Annotated in this window: 14 protein-coding genes; 10 read left to right on the top strand and 4 right to left on the bottom strand. The window is 66.6% G+C overall.

What is annotated here, in order from left to right; translation table 11 throughout:
- The first annotated feature begins 116 nt into the window (after window positions 1–116).
- The 9 genes from F0U63_RS45680 to F0U63_RS45640 all read left to right on the top strand — a co-directional run bounded on the left by F0U63_RS45680 (window position 117) and on the right by F0U63_RS45640 (window position 12885).
- Window positions 117–3368: a PPC domain-containing protein gene (locus F0U63_RS45680; RefSeq protein ID WP_395841227.1), complete on the top strand. Its 3252-nt coding sequence runs from the start codon at window positions 117–119 to the stop codon at window positions 3366–3368.
- A 232-nt stretch (window positions 3369–3600) separates the two neighbouring features.
- On the top strand, window positions 3601–5103 hold the full coding sequence (locus F0U63_RS45675; RefSeq protein WP_395841225.1) for an alpha/beta hydrolase: 1503 nt from the start codon (window positions 3601–3603) through the stop codon (window positions 5101–5103).
- Between the two features lie 325 nt (window positions 5104–5428).
- Window positions 5429–6163: a class I SAM-dependent methyltransferase gene (locus tag F0U63_RS45670; protein ID WP_395841223.1), complete on the top strand. Its 735-nt coding sequence runs from the start codon at window positions 5429–5431 to the stop codon at window positions 6161–6163.
- A gap of 148 nt (window positions 6164–6311) precedes the next feature.
- Window positions 6312–6905 carry a VanW family protein gene (locus F0U63_RS45665; RefSeq protein WP_395841221.1) on the top strand — a complete coding sequence of 198 codons (594 nt, stop codon included), beginning with the start codon at window positions 6312–6314 and terminating at the stop codon, window positions 6903–6905.
- A gap of 105 nt (window positions 6906–7010) precedes the next feature.
- Window positions 7011–8561 carry a Tox-REase-5 domain-containing protein gene (locus F0U63_RS45660; RefSeq protein ID WP_395841219.1) on the top strand — a complete coding sequence of 517 codons (1551 nt, stop codon included), beginning with the start codon at window positions 7011–7013 and terminating at the stop codon, window positions 8559–8561.
- Window positions 8562–8574: 13 nt separating this feature from the next.
- Window positions 8575–9327 (top strand): Imm52 family immunity protein, encoded by a 753-nt coding sequence (locus F0U63_RS45655; RefSeq protein ID WP_395841217.1) that lies wholly within the window; start codon window positions 8575–8577, stop codon window positions 9325–9327.
- A 340-nt stretch (window positions 9328–9667) separates the two neighbouring features.
- The gene (locus F0U63_RS45650; RefSeq protein WP_395841215.1) at window positions 9668–11428 is read left to right on the top strand and encodes a tetratricopeptide repeat protein; all 1761 of its coding nucleotides are present in this window, start codon (window positions 9668–9670) and stop codon (window positions 11426–11428) included.
- Window positions 11429–11794: 366 nt separating this feature from the next.
- Entirely contained in the window at window positions 11795–12223 is a 429-nt protein-coding gene (locus F0U63_RS45645) for a hypothetical protein (protein ID WP_395841213.1), read from the top strand.
- Window positions 12224–12414: 191 nt separating this feature from the next.
- Window positions 12415–12885 (top strand): NUDIX hydrolase, encoded by a 471-nt coding sequence (locus F0U63_RS45640; protein WP_395841211.1) that lies wholly within the window; start codon window positions 12415–12417, stop codon window positions 12883–12885.
- An 18-nt stretch (window positions 12886–12903) separates the two neighbouring features.
- Here F0U63_RS45640 and F0U63_RS45635 read toward each other — a convergent pair whose 3' ends face one another.
- The 4 genes from F0U63_RS45635 to F0U63_RS45620 all read right to left on the bottom strand — a co-directional run bounded on the left by F0U63_RS45635 (window position 12904) and on the right by F0U63_RS45620 (window position 18127).
- Window positions 12904–14088 (bottom strand): lipocalin-like domain-containing protein, encoded by a 1185-nt coding sequence (locus F0U63_RS45635; protein WP_395841209.1) that lies wholly within the window; start codon window positions 14086–14088, stop codon window positions 12904–12906.
- A 1-nt stretch (window position 14089) separates the two neighbouring features.
- Window positions 14090–16642, bottom strand: coding sequence for an FtsX-like permease family protein (locus F0U63_RS45630; RefSeq protein WP_395841207.1), 2553 nt, complete (start codon window positions 16640–16642; stop codon window positions 14090–14092).
- Window positions 16639–17334 carry an ABC transporter ATP-binding protein gene (locus F0U63_RS45625; RefSeq protein WP_395841205.1) on the bottom strand — a complete coding sequence of 232 codons (696 nt, stop codon included), beginning with the start codon at window positions 17332–17334 and terminating at the stop codon, window positions 16639–16641. Before F0U63_RS45625 ends, F0U63_RS45630 begins: the two co-directional genes overlap by 4 nt.
- Window positions 17335–17419: 85 nt before the next feature.
- Entirely contained in the window at window positions 17420–18127 is a 708-nt protein-coding gene (locus F0U63_RS45620) for a Crp/Fnr family transcriptional regulator (protein WP_395841203.1), read from the bottom strand.
- A 123-nt stretch (window positions 18128–18250) separates the two neighbouring features.
- Here F0U63_RS45620 and F0U63_RS45615 point away from each other — a divergent pair, with 123 nt between their 5' ends.
- Complete coding sequence (locus tag F0U63_RS45615) at window positions 18251–19300, top strand: zinc-binding dehydrogenase (protein WP_395841201.1); 1050 nt, start codon at window positions 18251–18253, stop codon at window positions 19298–19300.
- Window positions 19301–19302 lie beyond the last annotated feature (2 nt).

Genomic DNA, 19302 nt, shown 5'->3' with positions numbered 1-19302 from the left:
TGGCAGGTGGAGGAACTCCTCCATCCCTCACTCCGCGTGATCGTTCATGTCGGACCTTCCGTGAATAATCCGTCCTCGCCGCATCTCGAGGACTTGAAGGTCCCAGGAACGAAACCATGCGCATCGAAAGTCGCGGTGTCCTGTTCGTTGGACTCATGTGGAGTTTGGCCGTGGGCTGCGGCCGCACGGAAGGAACCGGAGATCCTCCCCCCCTCGAATCCCAGGTGGCGAGCGCCGTCACGCTGCCTGGAACGGAGCTCAAGGACGGCATTCCCATCACGCTCAGCGGAGCCACCGGCTCGCTGACCTACTTCTACGTCAACCTTCCCGCCGGTCTTTCGGAAGTCTCCTTCGCGCTGATGGGTGGCACCGGCAACGCGAACCTGGCCGTCAAACGCGGTGAGATTCCCACCAACATCCTCTACGACTGCAGCTCACGCGGGAGCGACAACGAGGAGCGGTGCAACGTGCAGGCTCCAGCCGCCGACACCTGGAGCGTGAGGGTCGAAGGCCAGTCGGCGTACGACAATGCGAAGCTGGTCGTCTATTTCAATCAGCCCTTGCCGCTCGCCCCCAACGTCAATCTGTTCCACTACTCCAACAAGCCGACGATGTTCTTCGTCGACGTCCCCGCGGGAAAGGGCCGGTTCAAGATCGACTCCTCGGGCACCAGCACGGTGAGGGCACGGTTGGGCGCCCGTCCCACGGATACGCTCTACGACTGCGACGTCACGTGTGACATCTTCAAGCCCAAGGCGGGCCGGTACTACGTCCTGCTGACGACCAACAAGTCTCCGACGCAGATCCTCCCCTGGGTGACCGGAACGGCGAAGACGCCCGTGGCGCTCACGAATGGGCAGACGGTGACGGGCATCAGCGCGGCGAGGGATGACCTGGTCTATTACACGCTCAACGTCCCCTCGGGGCAGTCCCGGCTCGTGGTGGAAACCTCGTCCGTCATCCGCTCGCTCTACGTCCAGCGGGGAGACCCGTTCCCCGGGAGCAGCGCGGTGGATTGTCTCGCCAGTTACTCGAGCGGCCCCGCTTCGTGCACCTTCGACAATCCACAAGCGGGGACGTGGTACCTGATACTCCGGGCGGACACCGCGCTCTACAGCCTGAATCTGACTGCCCGCGTGGTGGCCTCCACGAGCAACGGAACGGTGACACCGCTGCAGAACTATCAGCAGGTGACCGGCCTCTCCGGCAGCCCGGTCGAGGACCGCTACTACTCCATCACCGTTCCCGAGGGCCTGCCGTACCTGAACGTCCAGACGACGCAGGGGACGGGCATCGCCGAGATGTTCGTCCAGCAGGGCACTCCACCGAAGCGGGGGCAGGGCACGGCCTGCGGCACCGGTTGCAGGTTCCAGGCTCCGGCGCCAGGCACCTGGTACATCCTGGTGCGCGGCTTCACCTCGTTCTCGGGCCTGAAATTCTCCGCGGGATATCCCCCGGTGTATGCGCTGTCGCAGGACCAGCCGGTGCAGTACGGCGGCGAGAGCCTCCACTACTACTTCGACGTTCCGGACGGGCAGTCGGAGGCCAACTTCACGCTCACGAACGAGTACGGCAACTGGGCCATGGTGAAGCACGGCACGTGGCCGACGAACCTCAGCGACGGTTGCAGGACTCCCTGCTCGCTGGCCAATCCCCTGCCCGGGCGCTACTACGTCACGGTGTATTTCACGACGGGAATCGTCTACGGCATGCTGGCCGCGTGGTACGGGGGCGGCCCGGTCTCCCCGCTGGCGGATGGCATTCCCGTGGCCTTCACCGCCAGCGCGCTGCGGGAGTTCCGGTACTGGCGAATCGACGTTCCGCAGGGACAGGCACAGCTGCGCGTGGACCATGTCTTCCAGGGCGGAACCCCGTCGCAACTGTATGTCCGGTACGGGGCTGTTCCCGCGACGTCCCTGTTCACGTGCAAGGGGACGTCCTGGACGTACAACGACGTCCCGGCCGGCCGCACCTGCGTCATCGACAATCCCCAGGCGGGTGCGTGGTACGTCCTGGTGGAGAGCAAGGCCGCGCTGCGGGGCCTCGTCCGGGCGACGACCTCCTCCACCCTCCCGCTCCTGACGCCGGGCTTCGAGGAGCAGCCGTTCGCGGGTTCGCCGACCAGTGAGCGCGTGTGGAAGGTCGAAGTCCCCTCCGGGCTCAGCGACTTCCGGGTGATGCTCAGCAGCGGCACGGGCAACGCGGACCTGTACGTGAAGTACGGCGAGGCGCCGGGCACGACGTCCGACTGCGCGTCCACCCATCCCAACAACGAGGAGAACTGCGAGTTCGCCAACCCGCGGCCGGGCACCTGGTACGTGGCCGTCCGGGGCACCCAGTCCTTCGCGGGTGCCCGCCTGGTAACGACTTTCGCGACAACGCCTGGAGAGGGCGTGAGGGCACTGGCCAGCGGGGAGAACGTGGTGGCGTTCAAGGGTGCCCTGGGCTCCGTGCAGTATTTCAAGGTGGAGGTGCCTCAGGGCAAGAACCGGTTGGTGGTGGGCATGTCCGGTGGCCGGGGCAATGCGGACCTCGCCGTCCGCCAGGGCGCCCGCCCGACGCTCACGGAAGCGGATTGCCGGAGCGAAGACCCCACCAACCTGGAGGTCTGTGTCTTCGAGAACCCGGCACCGGGGACATGGCTCATCCGCGTCGAGGGGAGGACGGACTTCAAGGACGTGGTGCTGACCGCCCGGTACAGCATCACCAACGAGGTCATCCCGCTGACGCTGGGCACACCGGTTCCCAACATCTACATCGGTCCCAATGAAGCCCAGCTCTTCTCCGTCACCATCCCTTCGGCCGCGGACATGATGCGGGTCGACATCCAGTCGGGCGTGAATCCGCCGACCGACGTGCGCTTCGCGGACATGTCCTACAACAACGTCTTCACGTGCACGACGTCCGGCCGCTTCACCCTGTGCCCGGATTCTTTCTCGTACAGCTCCCCGGGGCAGCGGCGCGTGTCCATCAAATCCAAGACGCCCGCGACCGCGTCCTGGGGAAACATGGTCACCATCAACGATGGCATCGATGGCTGGAACGACGACACGACCTACGCGTCCTTGATGAATGGAGTGGCCGTGACGGAACTCACCGGGAACGGCCGGTTCAAGATCGAGGTGCCCTCGGGGGCGACGAAGCTGACCATCACCACCCGGGGCCCCACGGAGACGTCGAGCGACCCGGGACAGCTCATCCTGTACGTCCAGGGCCTCAAGCCCGCCTCGAGCACGAAGTACAACTGTGCTTCGACGAATACGGGCGTCTCGCAGGGGTGCAGCTGGACCACCCCGACAGTGGGAACGTGGTACCTCGCGACCGACTGGACCAGTGGCTCCTATGACGTGAAGGCCATCTTCGAGTAGCCAGGCTCGCATTGGCGGAAGTGAGGGAGCGCTCTCGCACGGACCTGTCCACGCGTGAGCGCCTTCCCGCTGCGACCCAACGGGCGCACCCAGCACGTCCCGCCTCGTGTTTGGGATTGATAGGATGGATGAGCCCCCTCGGTGCGCTTGACTGGCCGCGGTGTGCACGCGAGCTTTCGCGGACACCGACAACGAGGGGCGCACCATGAGAAGGGTGGTTTTCGCACACGGAATGAAGTTCGTTGTTTCCATGTCCCTGATGGGAATCGCCGCGACGGCGATGGGGAAGGAGCCAGCCCCCAAGGTCGGATCCCTCGTCAGCGAGAGCCGTACGCTCACCACCGCCGACGGTGTGACGGTGAATTACGAGCTCGGCACGTTCTACGTGCCGGAGAACCGGCACAAGGCAGGTAGCCGTGCCATTGGCGTGGGGTTCGCGCGTATCCGCGCGCCGCGACCCACTGGAGCACCGCCCGTGTTCTGGCTGCCCGGAGGCCCCGGTCTCGCCGTGCTCGGCGCCTTCGACCCATCCGACAACGCGGGTCGTAGCCGCCTCAAGTCGTGGATCAATTTCGGCGCGGTTGGCGACCTGGTGGTGATCGAGCAGCGTGGCTACACCTCTCGGGGCGAGATGCTGGAGGTGAATACGGACGCCCATCCGCTGAATGAGCCAGCCACGATCGCTCAGTCGAAAGCCGGTGCGCTGGCAAAGGCACGCAGGGCGCTGGCCTCGTTTCCGGGCAAGGACCTCGCGGGATACGACATCGGTGCGTATGCCGACGATGTGGACGACCTGCGAGCGGCCCTCGGTTACGACAACATCACGTTGTTCGGCGGCAGCTTCGGCTCCCAGTGGAGTTTCGCGGTGATGAAGCGGCATCCCGGGTCCGTCGCGCGCGCGGTCCTCTCCGGCGTCGAGCCGCTCGACCATGGCTACGACATGCCGTCCCACGTGTATGCCTCGATGCAGCGGATCGCCTTCGACGCGGACCGCGATCCTGGCCTGAAGCCCTATCTGCCCGAGGGCGGAACGATGGCCGCCCTGCGTGCCGTGCACGCGCGACTCGCCGCCGCGCCGGCCGTCGTTTCCGTCGCGGACAAGGACTCGGGCAAGCCGGTATCGGTGACGCTCGGCGTGGGCGATTTCGAGAACGCGCTGGTCGAGCGTTCGGCCGATGCCAGTCAATGGCCGGCCTTCGTGCTCAGCCTCTATCGCCGGCACTACGACGACTGGGCGCGCGACACGATCGAGGGGCGCAAGGCGGGCACGAGCGCGGTCATCGGTCCGCTGGTGGATACGAGCCTCGGCGTCACGCCGGCCCGCGCGCACCGGCTGCGCACCGACCCGGCGGTCGGTGTGCTGGGCGAATGGAACTTCGCGCCGTATCTGGCGGCCGCCGATGCCTGGCCTACGGCCGACATGGGTGACGCGTTCCGCGGCGTCGTGCCGACGGACATTCCAGTGGTGTTCGTGCACGGCGACTGGGATACGTCGACGCCGATCGAGAACACGCTGGAGGTGCTGCCTTATTACTCGCATGGACATGCGATCGTCGTGCATCGGGGTGGGCACGATGGGACGTTCTATTTGTTGCGCGAGGATGCGAAGGCCAAGGCCGCCGTTTACGCGTTCCTGCGGACAGGGAGCATGGAAGGGCTGCCGTCGAGCGTGACGTTGCCGCTGCCAACGTTCGCGAAACCGACGTTCGCCGCGAATGGGACTGATCCGCTTTAGTGGACATACCCCATGAGTCGGCTACACGAGAGGCCGTGTCCATGGAGCGAAGGAAGAGGCGGAGTTTCACCCCGGAGTTCAGGGCCGAGGCAGTCAACTTCCCCTTCGCCGTCTCCTCCCTCTCTTCTGCCACTGTCTGAATACGAGCCCGTGTTGCAGGAGGCTTGTTGAGGACCTTGACCAGCGTCTCCTGGGGGTGATCCACCTGGAAGGACTTCTTGGCTGCCGGCACGGAGAAGCGCGTCTTGTGAGACGGCATCTTTGGACCCCCAGTCACCGGCCCACTCTACTCCATCGGGCAAGCATGATAGGTCCCCGTTCACGCATGACCCCCTCGTCGAATGATCCGTTCGAACACACCGCCGACTGGCCAGCGGAACTGCTCGGCGAGGCTCGTGAGGTGGTCGCCTACTACGATGCACTCGCCTCGACCTATGACGAGAGCCGCTTCGGTCACACCCATGGCACATGCCTGGATGCCATCGAGCGGTCGCTGCTGAAGGAGTGGCTCGTGGGGCCGCGGATTCTCGACCTGGCCTGTGGAACGGGACGATTCCTGGAGCTGGCGAGCGAGGGCGTGGATCTCAGTCCGGAGATGGTACGGCACGCCCGGGAGCGGTGGCCGGACAAGCGCATCCACCAGGCGCCCGCATGGCGAATCCCCGTGGAGGACGGCGCTTTCGATACGATCTTCTCGATGCACTTCTTCATGCACCTGCGACCTCGCACCCTGCACTTCATCCTGGAGGAGTGCTGGAGGCTGCTGCGGCCCGGGGGGCTGCTGGTGTTCGACCTCCCCAATGCCTTGCGCCGTCGACGCGCGGGCCCGTCGGCGTCACACCCGTGGCACGCGGCGACGACCCTCGAGGACTCCCAGCTCCTGGCTCACCTGGGGAGCCGCTGGCGGCGGACCGGTCAACGGGGGATCGCGCTCGCTCCCATTCACCGTGTCCCTTCCCCGCTGCGCAAGGCCCTCGTGCCCGCGGAGCGGCTCCTGGCCCGGACGCCCTTGAAACACCTGGCCTCCTATCACCTGGTGAAGCTTGAGAAGCGGGCTTGAACTGCTCCGGCCCTTCGTACCGGTTCCCGTCCGCGTCTGGATCGCGGCCTCCCGTCGCGCGCTGGTGGACGTGCGGACAGGCGCGCGGTGGCGGATGGTCCGGCGCCCTTCCCGGCCTCGGGCCGAGGGGGGAACGTGGAAGGAGTGTGTGTCCGTCACCCAATCCCTGGGCCAGTCGTCTCACCTGGAGGGGAAGCGGCACAACCTGACCGTGGCCCTCCATCGATTGGGGGAGCCGTGCATCGAGCCGGGTAGGCTGTTCTCGTTCTGGGCCCTGGTGGGCAACCCCTCGCACCGTCACGGCTTCATGCCCGGCCGGAACGTGGTGGGCGGGCACCTCCAGGCGAGTGACGGGGGCGGCCTCTGCCAGCTCTCGGGGTTGATCTACCTGCTGGCGCTGCGGGCCGGCCTGCGGATCGTCGAACGCTTCCCGCACTCGGTGGACCTCTACACGGAGGCCACGCGCTATACGCCCCTGGGGGCGGACGCCACCGTGGTCTACGGTTACAAGGACCTGCGCTTCCTCAACCCCCACTCCTTTCCCGTGGCCCTGGGCTTCTCCTTGAGTGAGAGCTCGCTCACGGGCTGGGTGCGTGCCCCCGTGGCCCTGGAGCCCTGCGCCCTCGAGTTCACGCTCCAGGAGGAGGGAGACTTCCGTTGCGTGAGGACGTGGAGATACCCGCCGGGTGCGTCCGCTCCGGAGAACCTGGGCGAGTCCCGCTACCGTCTCGCCCCCGCGTGAAGCTGTCAGGGATGGGGACTACCCTGTTGGAGCGGTACGACCAACGGGGGGTCTCTCATGTTGCCGTCAAAGACTCGCGGGCTTGTTCCCGGGAGTGGACATGTCATGAAGGTGGGCCGCCGTGAGGCGCTGCTGGCCCTGGCCGCCGTCGTTCTCCTGGCCGGGTGCGCCACGGGTGCTCCGCTCGGGAGCCTGACCACGGGGATTGGCCTCCACTCGCGGGCCTCTTCGTACCGAGAGGGCTCCGCACCTCGGCGGCCCGAGGCCACACCCATGCCCGGAGAGGCGGCGGGAGGCTCCGGTGGATTCCTCGAGGACACGGCGGACCCCTTCCAGGTGGTGCAGGAGGCCAGTGGCCTCGGGGAAGAAGCCCGGCACCCGGCGGGCGCGGCGCTCTACCTGGGACAGGCGCGTCAACTGCTGGAGCAGTTGACCAGGACGCCCGTGACCTACCGGAACTTCGCCCCGCGCCGGGTGCTGTGCTGGCTGCTGGGCGAGGTGCTCGCGGGAGGAGAGCGCGTGGAGTACGCCGACTTGAAGTGGCGTGCCGAGCGCTTCTGGTTGCTGGTGATGGTGCGACCGGATGGCTACCTGGCGACCGCGCTCACCGGCACGCCCCTGCAGCGCCTGGGGCAGCTCCAACTCGTGGAGGGCGAGTGGCGGGTGGGGCGCCTCGCGGTGGGCGACTTCTACTTCTCGCGCGGCGGCGTCTTCTACCCGGTGAACGAGGCCTTGCGGCGGGTGGACGTCCCGCCCCTTGGCGAGTTGGGCCTGGGCAAGGACTGGCTCAACGCCGCGCTCGATGGGGCGCAGGTCGCCCTGGGGGAAATGGTGGTGGCGACGGCCCAGTGCCTGCTCCATCCCATCCGCACCGTGGAGGACCTGGCCCAACTGCCCACCACGGTGGCGAGCCTCATTGCCTCCTCACCCGAGTACTTCGCGTGCTACGGGGCCATGTCCAGGGAGGACCAGATACGCGAGGCGGCGCGTCTGTCCACGCACGTGCTCATGCTGCTTGGGGGCGCGGAGGCCTCGGTGGGGCGCATGGGTGGGCTGGGGGCGGAACTGCCGGTGTTGTCCCTCACGGCCAGGGGAGAGCTGGTGCTGGGCGGATCCGCCCTGGCGGGAGGCGCCGCGACCGCCACGGTGGGCATGTCCCTGGGAGACCTCTCCCTTCTCCACATGGCGGGGAAGGGACAGGGGCGCACCGGAGGTGCGAGCGGCAAGAAGGGGAAGTCCGCCCAGACGACCGTGGCGAAGGGTCCCGGCAAGTGGACGTACAAGAAGCCCACCACGGAGTCCCAGCGAGCCCGGGAGTATCAGGAACAGATAACGGGGCGGCCAGCATGGTATGTGTACATGATTGAAGAGTTGGAGTTCGACGGCTTCAATGGCAAGGAACTGCTGGAAGCCAAGGGTCCCGGCTACTGCTCCTTCTTCAACCCGGATGGTACTCCCAAGTACTGGTACAGGATCTCAGGGAAGTATAACCAGATGATGGAACAAGCTGAGAAACAATGGAAGATGGCTCGACGGTTGGGCTTGCCGCTGACGTGGCATGTTGCTGATGCCAAAGTTGCTGGATTCCTTCGGAAGGAGTTCACGCGAAGAGGATGGAACAATACCGCCATCCATCATACATCACCCACGCGCTAAGGGAGGAGCACGCTTGATAGAGGACTTGGAGGACTACTACGTGGGCGCGTACTGGGGAGTGCGCAAGGAGACTGCGCTGGAGTGTGCGCGGCGTGCGGAGCTCTTCTTCCACATGCTGGCGCGGTGTGACCCCTCCTTCGTCCAGTGGTACAGAGCGGGTCGAGGCTTTCCCCGCGAGTTGCCAGGCCACCCTGTCAGGACAGAGGTGGAGGCGCTGGAGAAGTGGCTCCTCCAGGGCAGGAATCGCACGGACGTTGGTAAGCAGGTCATCGAGGACCTGGGCTTCAGTCAGATGATGTGGAATGCGAAGAAGGAGGCCACGGACCTCAGCATCCACTGTGGTGGATACTCTCCCTGGGGCGGCCCCAACTCATGCCTGCTGAAAGTGACCCGGGAGAGCCCGATACGGGAGCGGCTCTTGAGTGCCTCTGTTCTGACCGGAGTGCTCACCGCCATGGCCACCGCGTGGGACCCGGACTTCGCCATGGCCAGTTCCTCGGAGATGGTGGACCTGTTGGAGAAGCGGGGGTTCGAGGTGCGGGTGGGCTGGCTGACATACCTGTCGCGCCGCCGGGGACGGCTGCCCCCGCTACCCGCGCCCGTGCGCATCGAGCCGGTGGGAACGCTGGGGTGGCTCCTCGTCCTCTCCCCCGAGCCCATGACGGCGGGCAACCCCGAGCACGTGGCGTTTACCTCCCGTGTGCGCGAGTTGCTCGACCGGGCGGGGCTCATCGCGTGGCCGAGCCCCGAGCCGGAGGGCGCGTGAGTGAGCTGAAGTGACGACGCCGAGGCTCCATCCCTTCTCGCGAAAGAGGCGGCATGGGACTTGGTGCCCTCTCCCTTCGCGTCGATGTGAACGAACAGAGTCCTGGTATGCGCGGCTTCTTCGGACACTTGGGCATTTGGCTGGTGGGGCGCATGACGGTTTATAGTATGGGCCGAGCTTATTAATCCTGCATTGGCGCGAGGTCTGAGCAATCATGAAGTCAAGTCAGATGAGGCCATTTTTCAGCAGATCTCATACCCTATCAATGCGCGTGTTTATCATGGGGATTGTTACCATCCTGGTAGCTGCATGTACGGGACCCGTGAGGAGCGGTCGGTCCATGCATGATCGCTACGGGGTGATGGGGGCAGAGACGAACACTCCCGTTTACTGTGACGAAGAGACGGTTTCGCACGAGGTGTCCTGGCGCAAGGGAGCGACTCGCTTCGTGATAGCTGATTTTCGTCCCAGGTCTGAGCGTGCGGAGGATACGGAACTCGGGCGCAGGGCGGCCAATGTGGTGGACCGCTTGTTGAGGGATTATATGGGTCGCGTTTCTCTACCTGAAGCGGGAGAGTTTGAACAAGCGCGAGTAGCACGGGAGATGGACGTGCGCCGCCTGGGGTGCGTCATCAGGGATGAGACGGCAGCACTCACCGTTGGAAGGGCGACGGGCGCTGACCTGCTCCTGTGGGGAGATGCGGTGTGTCCGCTTGTGAGTGGGACAGGGACACCGTTGATCAACATTGTCCTCGAAGCCAACGACAATGCACGGATTCTCACGGAGAGGATCGTAGCAGAGGTGAAATTGCCGAAGGATGAACCCGGTTCGTTTTGTGCACGTGCATCACTCACCGCGTGGGGATGGCCAGCGATGGGAAGTAATAGCGACGAATTCCGCTCGGCTTCGGTGTTGGATTCGGGAGGTCTGGAACTGCCCCAAGTAGTAGCGGGAGATGCGCTGGGGCTCACGCTCTTCGTCGCTGGGTTGCATTTCTACGTTCGGGAAGATTATGCGCGGGCGCTTCCGCTGTTTCAAAGTGCCTCCAAGCAACTTCTGACGGACTCGAGGAGTGCCGCAGAACTGTTCCTGGCCATGGGGCTTACCGAGCACCGGGCGGGGCGATTCGATAGAGTCCCTGACTACCTCGGTCGTTGTGAACACTTGGCGAAAAGAGAAAGTGCCGTGTGGTGGCATTGTCGTATGTCCTTGGTGGATGCACTTGGTTTTGCGTCTGAGCCCACGAAGGCGAAAGAGCTTGCGAAAGAAACGGTTCACCTTGCCCGTACCACGGGGTTTCAACGGGCGGAGGCGAACATGCTGGGTGGGCTAGGATATTTAGCGCATACCACGTCGGAGTTCGAGGACGCCAAGAAGTACTACGAAGATTCATTGCATCTATACACGGTCCTTGGCGATCGCTTGGGCTTGGCGTTGACGCTGATGGGTTTGGGAGATCTGGCGCGAGACATGTCGGCCTTCAAGGAGGCCAAGGCTAGATACGGTGAGGCACTGTTGTTGTTTCGAGCCGTCGGTCAAACATCGGGAGTAGCACACATCCTGCATGGGCTGGGGGAGTTGGCGTTGCTCGCGGGAGATTTCGAGGAGGCAAAGAGAAAGTACGATGAAGCGCTGTCGCTCTTTCGGACGCTTGACTATCGGCGAGGCGAGGCGGCTGTTTTGAGGAGCCTGGGAAATCTGGCTTTGGATATGGAGGATTTGATGGAAGCCAGACCGAGGCTCGAAGAGGCGCTGGCGCTCTACCAAGCTATCAGCGATAAACAGGGTCAGGGAAGCGCGTTGCAGTTCTTGGGAATAGTAGCGCTTCGCAGATCGGAGTTGAAGGAAGCCAGGGAAAGACTCGATGCGTCGTTGTCGTTATTCCTGATTACCCGTGACCGACAGGGAGAGGCCATCACGCGTGTGTATCTAGGAGGAGTGGCGCTACGTGCGGGGATGTTATCGGAGGCCAGAGCGAGGTTCGATGAAGCACTGTTTCTGTTCCGGGCCATCGGAGACCGACGAGGGGAGGCTTTCGTTCTCTCCGCGTTTCGAAAACTTGCCGACGTCGCGAATCGTCATGACAAGGCCGAAAAATAGACACTTCTTCAGTGCCTTGCTATCTTTGAACGGAGCTTCAATTCGGAGGACGGAAAGATGACATACGGGTGCCGAGCCCTCTGTGGGATCTTGTTTTTCTTGTGTGGTGTGCGTCCTGGTCTCGCGCAGAGTCTTGGGTCTCGTGACGAGAGTTCCTCCGCCTGTCCCGGTACTTTGGTGAACGTCCGACGAGAATGTGGGTGTGAGCCTCGCGAGGAGGCGGTCTTCAACAGTCTGGCGCAGACGAAGCTGAGTTCGGATAATCTGCGGTCAAAAGTGATGGATTGTTTCAGGCTCGCTGGCGGGTTGAACATTGAGAGGTTACGGTTAAATGGGGATGCTGCACTCACCGGGTGTTTGTCAAAAATGGAGGAACAGTATCCAGAGTACCGGCAGACGCTCGCGGAACTGGTGAAGGCAGCCAAGGATGTCCCTCCGCGCAAGCTGGATATCTGGCTTGGATGTTATGGGAAGGTGCTTGGTCATGAGGGCAGGTCAAGCACTAAGCCACCCAAGAACACTCGCACAACGGGGGGCCGCCCGCTCACCGATGTCTCAACAACCGCTGCTACTCAGGCGGCAAGCCGTCTCAGCACCGGAAGAGCGATGCCACCGGCTACCCAGTCGGACATCGAGCAGCGCGTCGAAGCGGAGGGTGACGGCAGTGTCACGATGGAAGGCATGGAGGCAGTACATGACGGCAAGTCGGGCCTTGGCACCGTCCGTCAGGTCATTAAGGCAAGTGGCAAAAGTGCCATCCACACTGGTCCCATCAAGGCACACGTCGGTCATTAGCATTGTTCTGTGCTGTTCGCAGCATACATGGACTCCACGATGAACTGCCCTTCGTTCCGGAAGGGCGCGGAGTTGCCGGAGCAGGTGCGAACGCTTCGTCTGTCTGCATCAAGATGTTGGATGGGTTCGTTTGCTGCGGCATATGTCTATGTGTATTGGTTGTCTGTGAGATTCTCTCTCTGGAGAAGGCGATGAGCGATGGACCTTCCTGGGAGGGCAACTGGAAGGTTCGCCTCTATGAGCGGGTCCGCGAGCGTGGTTACGAGTCACTCACCGCTTTCGCGGAGGCTCGCCCTGCTGTCCCGTTGTACGTGTTGGCCGAGGAACTCGGTAAGGACGACGTCGCCGCCGTGCAGGTGTTGAGCGGATTGCTTGCCGAGGCGGAGCAGCGCAAACAGATCACGCGATCCACACGTGATGTGCTTGCGCGTGAATTGACCCAGAGTCTCCCCAATGGGTGGCCAACCGTGCTGGACGATGCGAACCGTTTCAAGGTCGCCAAGGCGCTCGGTCGATGGTCTGCTTACTCTCCTACCTCCCATGAGAAGCGCGTCGCGCAGGTCAGGGCAACGCTCCTCGCCACACCGCCGCCGCCCGGCTGGCGTCCGCTCGGCCCCGACGACGAACTGCTTCTCACGCTGCTTCCCGATGAAATGGTTTGACCCATTCAACACGGGTGCTCAGCGCGCGCGGGGCGGGGTATCTCCATAGCCCGTCAGTTCCACGTAGCCCCGGCCCTCCACGGGTTGTCCTTCATGGTGACCCGACAGGTGCACCGCTCCTTCCCAGTAGCGCACGGTCACGGGCAACTCCTGGTCGGCGAGTGCCGGCATCACTTCCAGAGAGAGGTCGCGTGAGGGCAGCACGAGCCGCCAGCGCGCGGGGTACTCCACGCCCGTCCGGGGGCTCTTCCACGTGTCGAGCACCTCCAGCCGTGTGTCCTTCGCGGTCAGGTGCACGGGCTCTCCCCGGGCGGGGATGAGGGTGCCCGAGGTGAAGTCATCCACCGTGCCGTCGCGTCGGCGCAGTTGGTAGTACATGAGCTCGCTCCCATCCGAGAGCTGGAGCGAGAACCAATCCCAGCCCACCTGCTCCTTGCCAAGCGCACTCGTGCTCCACTCGCGGTCCATCCAGCTCTCGCCCGTCACCGCGTAGGCACGGCCGCCCACCGTCACCTCTCCACGCGTGGGCATGCGCGGCAGTGAGTAGTAATAGGAGGCATTGCCCGGCTCGGACCCCTTCCGGCTCAAGCCCCGGTCTCCCTGGAGCACCACCGGCTTGCCCTCCTCCAGCACGAGCGATAACGACACGTCTCCACTCCGGGCGGTGAGACGCAGGGGCAGGGCCGCTCCGCCCACCGCCTCCGCGCTCCAGTCCTCCAGCCACACCCGGAAGGGCTCGGTCCGTGCCCCCGCGAGCCCCAGGGCGCTCCGGCTGAAGCGTTCGAAGGCGTGGAAGCGGCCCCCCTGGAGGTCAGACACCGTGAGGTGTCCCATGTAGATCTGCCGCGCCCCCCACGCGGACGCGCGCTCGGACTCACCGGGCGCCAGGGCACTGCGAAACAGGGTGAATTGGTAGCCGAACTCGCGTCCGTCCGCCGTGGCGAGGTGGCCCGTCCAGTACCACCACTCGTTGCGGAAGCCCGCGTGGGGCCCATGGTCCTCGGGGAAGTGGAACTCCCGGGGCTCGAGCGCCCGTGCGTACCCCTCGTCTCCTCCCGCCTTGGCCCCGAGCGCCTCGGAGACCTTCAGGGTGGTCGTCCGCGCCGGAGGAGGCGCCGCCTCGCGGGACACCCACCCCGCGCCCGCCGCGAGCCCCACGAGCACCACGCCCACTCCGATGACCAGTCCACCCGCGCGTGTCATCTCACTCCTCCCTCAGGGCCCGCGCGGGGTTGGCGCGCGACATCTTCCAGGATGGGTACAGACCCGCGAGCGCCGCCGCGAGCAGCGCCAGCCCCAGCGCCTGGAAGAGCACCGGGGGCGCCACCACGAGCTGCAACGTCCACCCGAAGGAGCGCTGGTTGATGACGTGGACGAGCACGTACGCGAGCGCCACGCCGAGCGGCAGGGAGAACAACCCCGCCAGCGCTCCGAGCAGCCCCGTCTGTAGCGACACGAGCGCCCAGAGCTGACGCGGGGTGAGTCCGGTGGCGCGCAGCACGGCGAACTCCCGGGCGCGCTCGAGCTGCAGCGCCATGAGCGCGCTGAGCACGCCCACGAAGGCCACGCCGATGGCCAGCAGCCGCAGCACGTGGGTGATGGTGAAGGTGCGGTCGAACACCTCCAGGGACGTCTCGCGCAGGGTGCGGTTGGCGCGGATGTCCAGCGTCTGTTCGGTGCCGACGCGCTCGCGCACCCGGGCGACGAGCGCGTCCACGTCCTGCCCCGGCGCGGCATAGAGGGCCACGCCGCTCACGGTCTCGTCCCGGAAGTGGTGCAGCCAGGTGCTCCGCAACATCATCACCGTGCCCGCGTCCGAGCCATAGTCGAAGTACACGCCCACCACGCGGAAGGACGCGGGGCCCTCGTCCGTCGCCAGCTCCACGCGCGAGCCTGGCCCCACGCGGCGGTGGGAGGCGAAGGGCTCGGAGACGATGACGGTGTCGGGCGCCTCCAGCTCCTTCCACACGCGCGCCGCCTCGCCCTCCTTGAAGCGGTAGGGGCGCGTGGGCGTCGCGCCAAAGTCCACCGCGCGCACGTCCGTGGGTACCCCGTCCACGCGCACCTGCGCCGTGCGCATCGTGCTGCTGCTGGCCACCCCCGGCGTGGTGCGCACGCGCTCGGCGAGCCCAGGGAGGAAGGCCGCTCCCCCCCGCCGGGCCACGAGCGAGGGCGGGGAGACATAGATGTCCGCCACCAGCGACGAGCCGAGCCAGTCCGCCACGGTGCCGCGGAAGCTCGTCACCATGAGTCCCACGCCCACCGTGGTGGCCACCGCCACCATCAGCGCCGCGAGCGCCACCGCGGTACGGCTCAGGCTCGCCGTCACCCCTCGCGCCGCCATGCGCCCGAGCAACCCGAAGGCTCCGCCCAGCGGTCCCGCCGCTCCTTGCGCGAGCAGGGCCGTGAGCCAGGGCACCAGCAGGGACGCGCCGAGCAGCACCGAGAAGAGGCCCGCGTAGGCGGGAAGCAGCTCCCGCGTGGGCAGGGCGAGCAGTCCCACGCCCGCGGCGAGCACGGCCACTCCCGTCAGCGCGAGCCGCGGTGCCCGGCCATGGGCCACGTCCTCCAGGGTGGAGCGGCGCAGGGTGAGCGCGGGCGCCGAGCGGGCCGCTTCCCACGCGGGGCGCAGCGCGGCGGCGAGCGTGGCTCCCAGGCCGAGCACCAGCCCCTTGCCCAGCGTGAAGGGCTCCAGCGCGAGGCCCCGCACGCTCACCGAGAGGTACAGGTCATTGATCGTCCGGGTGACGAGCTCCACCAGTCCCCGCCCGAGCAGGATGCCCAGCAGCACGCCCGCCACGGTGCCCACCACGCCCAGCACGCCCGCCTCTCCGAGCACCAGCGCGAACAGCTCGTTCCGGGTGACGCCCAGCGCGCGCAGCCGGCCGAGCTGTTCGCGCCGCTGCACCACCGAGAAGGTCATCGTGTTGTAGATGAGGAAGGTGCCCACCACGAGCGCCAGCAGCGACAGCGCGGTGAGGTTGGTGCGGAACGCCCGCGTCATCTGCGCCACCGCGTTGCCCCGGGCGCGCGGCCGTACCACCTCCACGCCCTCGGGCAGCAGCGGACGCAGGTGCTCCAGCGCGGCCTCCGCCTCCGCCCTCTCTGGCAGCCGGAGATCGATGCGCGAGAGGCGTCCCTCCTGGCCGAACAGCTCCTGCGCGGTGGCGATGTCGGTGAGCACGAGCCCCTCCATCGCCCGGGCGCTGCCCTCGTCGCCGGGCGTCAGCACCGCCAGCACGCGCAGCCGTTTCTCCACGCCCTCCACCGCCACCCTCAGGGCGTCTCCCGCCTTCACCTCCAGGGCCCGCGCGGTGCGCTCGGTGAGCAGCGCGGCGCCGGGCTCGGTGAGGAAGCTGCCCAGGTCCACCTGTCCTCCACCCTGGGGCACATAGGAGCGGAAGGGGCCCTCGGCGAACGGGTCCACCCCGAGCACGGTGAGGGGCCGCTGGTCGCCACTTCGCGCACGCACGGAGCCCTCCACCATCGGGGCGGACACGGGCGTGCCGGGCAGCAGGCGCACGTCGCGGTACAGCGTCTCCGGCACTCCCGAGGGCCCTCCGACGAGCTGGTGCGTGGCGCGGCCCGTCACCGTGTCCGTGGAGCGCTCGAAGGCACGCATCGCGCTCGCGTTGGCCAGGTCGATGGACACCACCACCGCCACCCCGAGCGCGATGCCCAGCAGCGACAGCGCGGTGAGCCACGGGTGGCCGCCCAGGTGGCGCAGGCTCGCGCGCAAGAGCAGGCGCTGTTTCACGGGCGGGCCTCCTCTCGCAGCCGTCCCGCCTCCAGCCGCAGCACGCGGTGGGCGCGCGCGACCATTCCCGGATCATGCGTGACGATGAGGGCGCAGACGCGCTCGCGGCGCGTGAGTTCCTCGAGCAGATCCAACACCCGTTTTCCCGTCGCCTCGTCGAGGTTGCCCGTGGGCTCGTCCGCGAGCAGCAGGGGCGGGGCGTGGGCGAGCGCCCGGGCCACCGCCACGCGTTGCTGCTCGCCGCCGGAGAGCCGGTCCGGGAAGCTCGCGGCCCGGTTGCCCAGGCCCACCGTGTCGAGCAACTCCCGCACCCGCTCGCGCGAGGCCGGGCCCGCGCGCCCGGTGAGCTCCAGCGGCAGGAGGATGTTCTCCTCCACCGTGAGCGTGGGCAGCAGGTTGAAGGCCTGGAAGATGAAGCCAATGCGCTCGCGGCGCAGCAGGGTGCGCCCGTGCTCGCTCAGGGCGCCCAACTCCTGCCCCGCCACCCGCACCGTGCCCCGAGAGGGCTGGTCGATGCCGCTGATGAGGTTGAGCAGCGTGGACTTGCCCGAGCCGCTGCGGCCGAGCAGCACGGTGAACTCGCCCGCGTGCAGGGTGAGGCTCGTGCCGGCGAGCACCTCGCGCACGGCATCGCCCTCGGCGTAGGACTTGGAGACGTCGTTCAGCTCGACCACGGGCGGGGAGGGGGACATGCAGGGGAGTGCCTAATGGAAGCGCGCCCCGCGTGCACGCTCCGTGTGCGCGGCGCTGCCTCGTCAGCCCGCTTGGGGCCCCGCGTCACCCGTTACCCGCCACCACCGCGCGCAGCTTCTCCAGGTCGAGGATCTCGATCTCCCCGTAGCGCAGCCCCACGATGCCCTGGGCCTCGAGCTGCTTGAGGATCTGATTCGTCGTCTGCCGGGAGATGGTGAGCATCATCGCCAGCTCCTCCTGCCGCACCTCGATGACCCGGCTGCTGTGGGCGTGCAAGTCCCCGTAGTTCTGGGCGATGAGCAGCAGGCGCCGCGCGAGCCGGATGGGGGCGGCCTCGTGCGCGACCTCGTCGATGGACAGCAGGGTGAGCCGCATGTGCTGCGCCATGAGGCGGCCAAATTCGAACCAATAGCCGGGCTGCTCCGTGAGCAGGGCCGCCAGGGGAGCGTGCGGCACATGGACGACGACGCTTGGCGCATCGGCGATGGCGTCGTGGGTCACCGGCAGGCCGTCGAAGAGGGCGATTTCTCCACACCAGGACGGGGGCTCGAGGAACTTGAGCAGGGCTTCCCGTCCGGACTGTCCGAGCGTACGCAGCCGGATGGCGCCGTCGACCACGCCGTAGAGGCCGCCGGGGAGGTTGCCCCGGGAGAACAGGTGCTGGCCCGTCTTCAGGGAGCGGAGGACGCCGAGCCGGAGCACTCTCTCCTGGAAGTCGGCCGGGGTGGCGCGAAACCAGCTCCCAGAGCGGAAGAGTTCCAGGTAGTCGAGTGCCGTGCGGTCAGGCTTCATGGTGGGCCACTCCGGGTGCCCCGCTCGGGGGCGCTTTTTCGCGAGTGTGTCGCGGTCGCGACAGAGTTTGGGAGGTGGAGTGCCCATCATTCTCCTCGGATTCGACGCGAGAGGAGAAGCGAGATGGCGACGATGTTGGCGGGTCGGCTCGACCTCGTGACGGGGAAGTTCGGGATGGAACAGGTGGCCATTCCCGAGCCGGGGCCGGGTGAGGTGCGCATCAAGGTGTTGGCGGCCGGTATCTGTCTGTCGGACGTGCACCTGATCGACGGTTCGCTGCGGCTGAAGCCGCGCCCGGGGTTCACTTCCGTCACCCTGGGCCATGAGGTCGCGGGCGTCATCGAGAAGCTCGGCGAGGGCACGGGGACCTGGTGGAAGCTGGGCCAGCGCGTCCTGCTCCAGGCGGGACAGTCGTGTGGGGCCTGTGCCCTGTGCATGACGCGGACGGGGTGTCTGCATCCGCTCACGCGTGGCGTGGATTACGACGGAGGCTGGGCCGAGTACGCGCTCGCCCGCCAGGACACGCTCATCGCCGTTCCGGACATGCTGCCCATCGAGCAGGCGGCCATCCTGCCCGACGCGGTCTCCACGCCGTACGCGGCCATCGTGGACACGGCGGCGCTGCGGCCCGCGGAGTCCGTGGGCATCTGGGGCATTGGCGGACTGGGAGCGCACGGCGTGCAACTGGTGCGCGCGTTCGGCGCGGCGCCCATCATCGCCTTTGATCCGCTCCAGGAGGCCCGGGAGCGGGCGCTGGCGCTGGGCGCGGACCTGGCGTTGGATCCCCAGCAGCCGGACGTGCGCGAGCAGGTGTTGCACTGGACGGATGGACGGGGCCTGGACGTGGCGCTGGACCTGGCGGGCGTGGCTCCCGTGCGTGAGCAGGCGCAGTCGGTGCTGGCGCCGCGTGGCCGGCTGGTGCTGGTGGGCCTGACGCCCGCGCCCCTGACACTCTCCCAGGGCATCGGCTTCTGCGCGGCGATGCAGCAGGTGCGGGGGCATTACGGCTCGCGGCCCGAGCACCTGCCGCAGCTCGTGAAGCTCACGCGGCTGGGCCGGCTCGACTTCTCCCGTTCGGTCAGCGCCGTGCTGCCCCTGGCGGACGCGCCCCTGGGCGTCGAGCGCCTGGTGAAGAAGCAGGGCAATCCCATCCGCCTCGTCCTCCAACCGTGATC

The organism is Cystobacter fuscus (genome assembly GCF_044360685.1).
Classification (GTDB): Bacteria; Myxococcota; Myxococcia; order Myxococcales; family Myxococcaceae; genus Cystobacter; species Cystobacter fuscus_C.
Note: the sequence above shows the minus strand (reverse complement) of the source record. Positions and strands in the feature narration are given on the sequence as shown.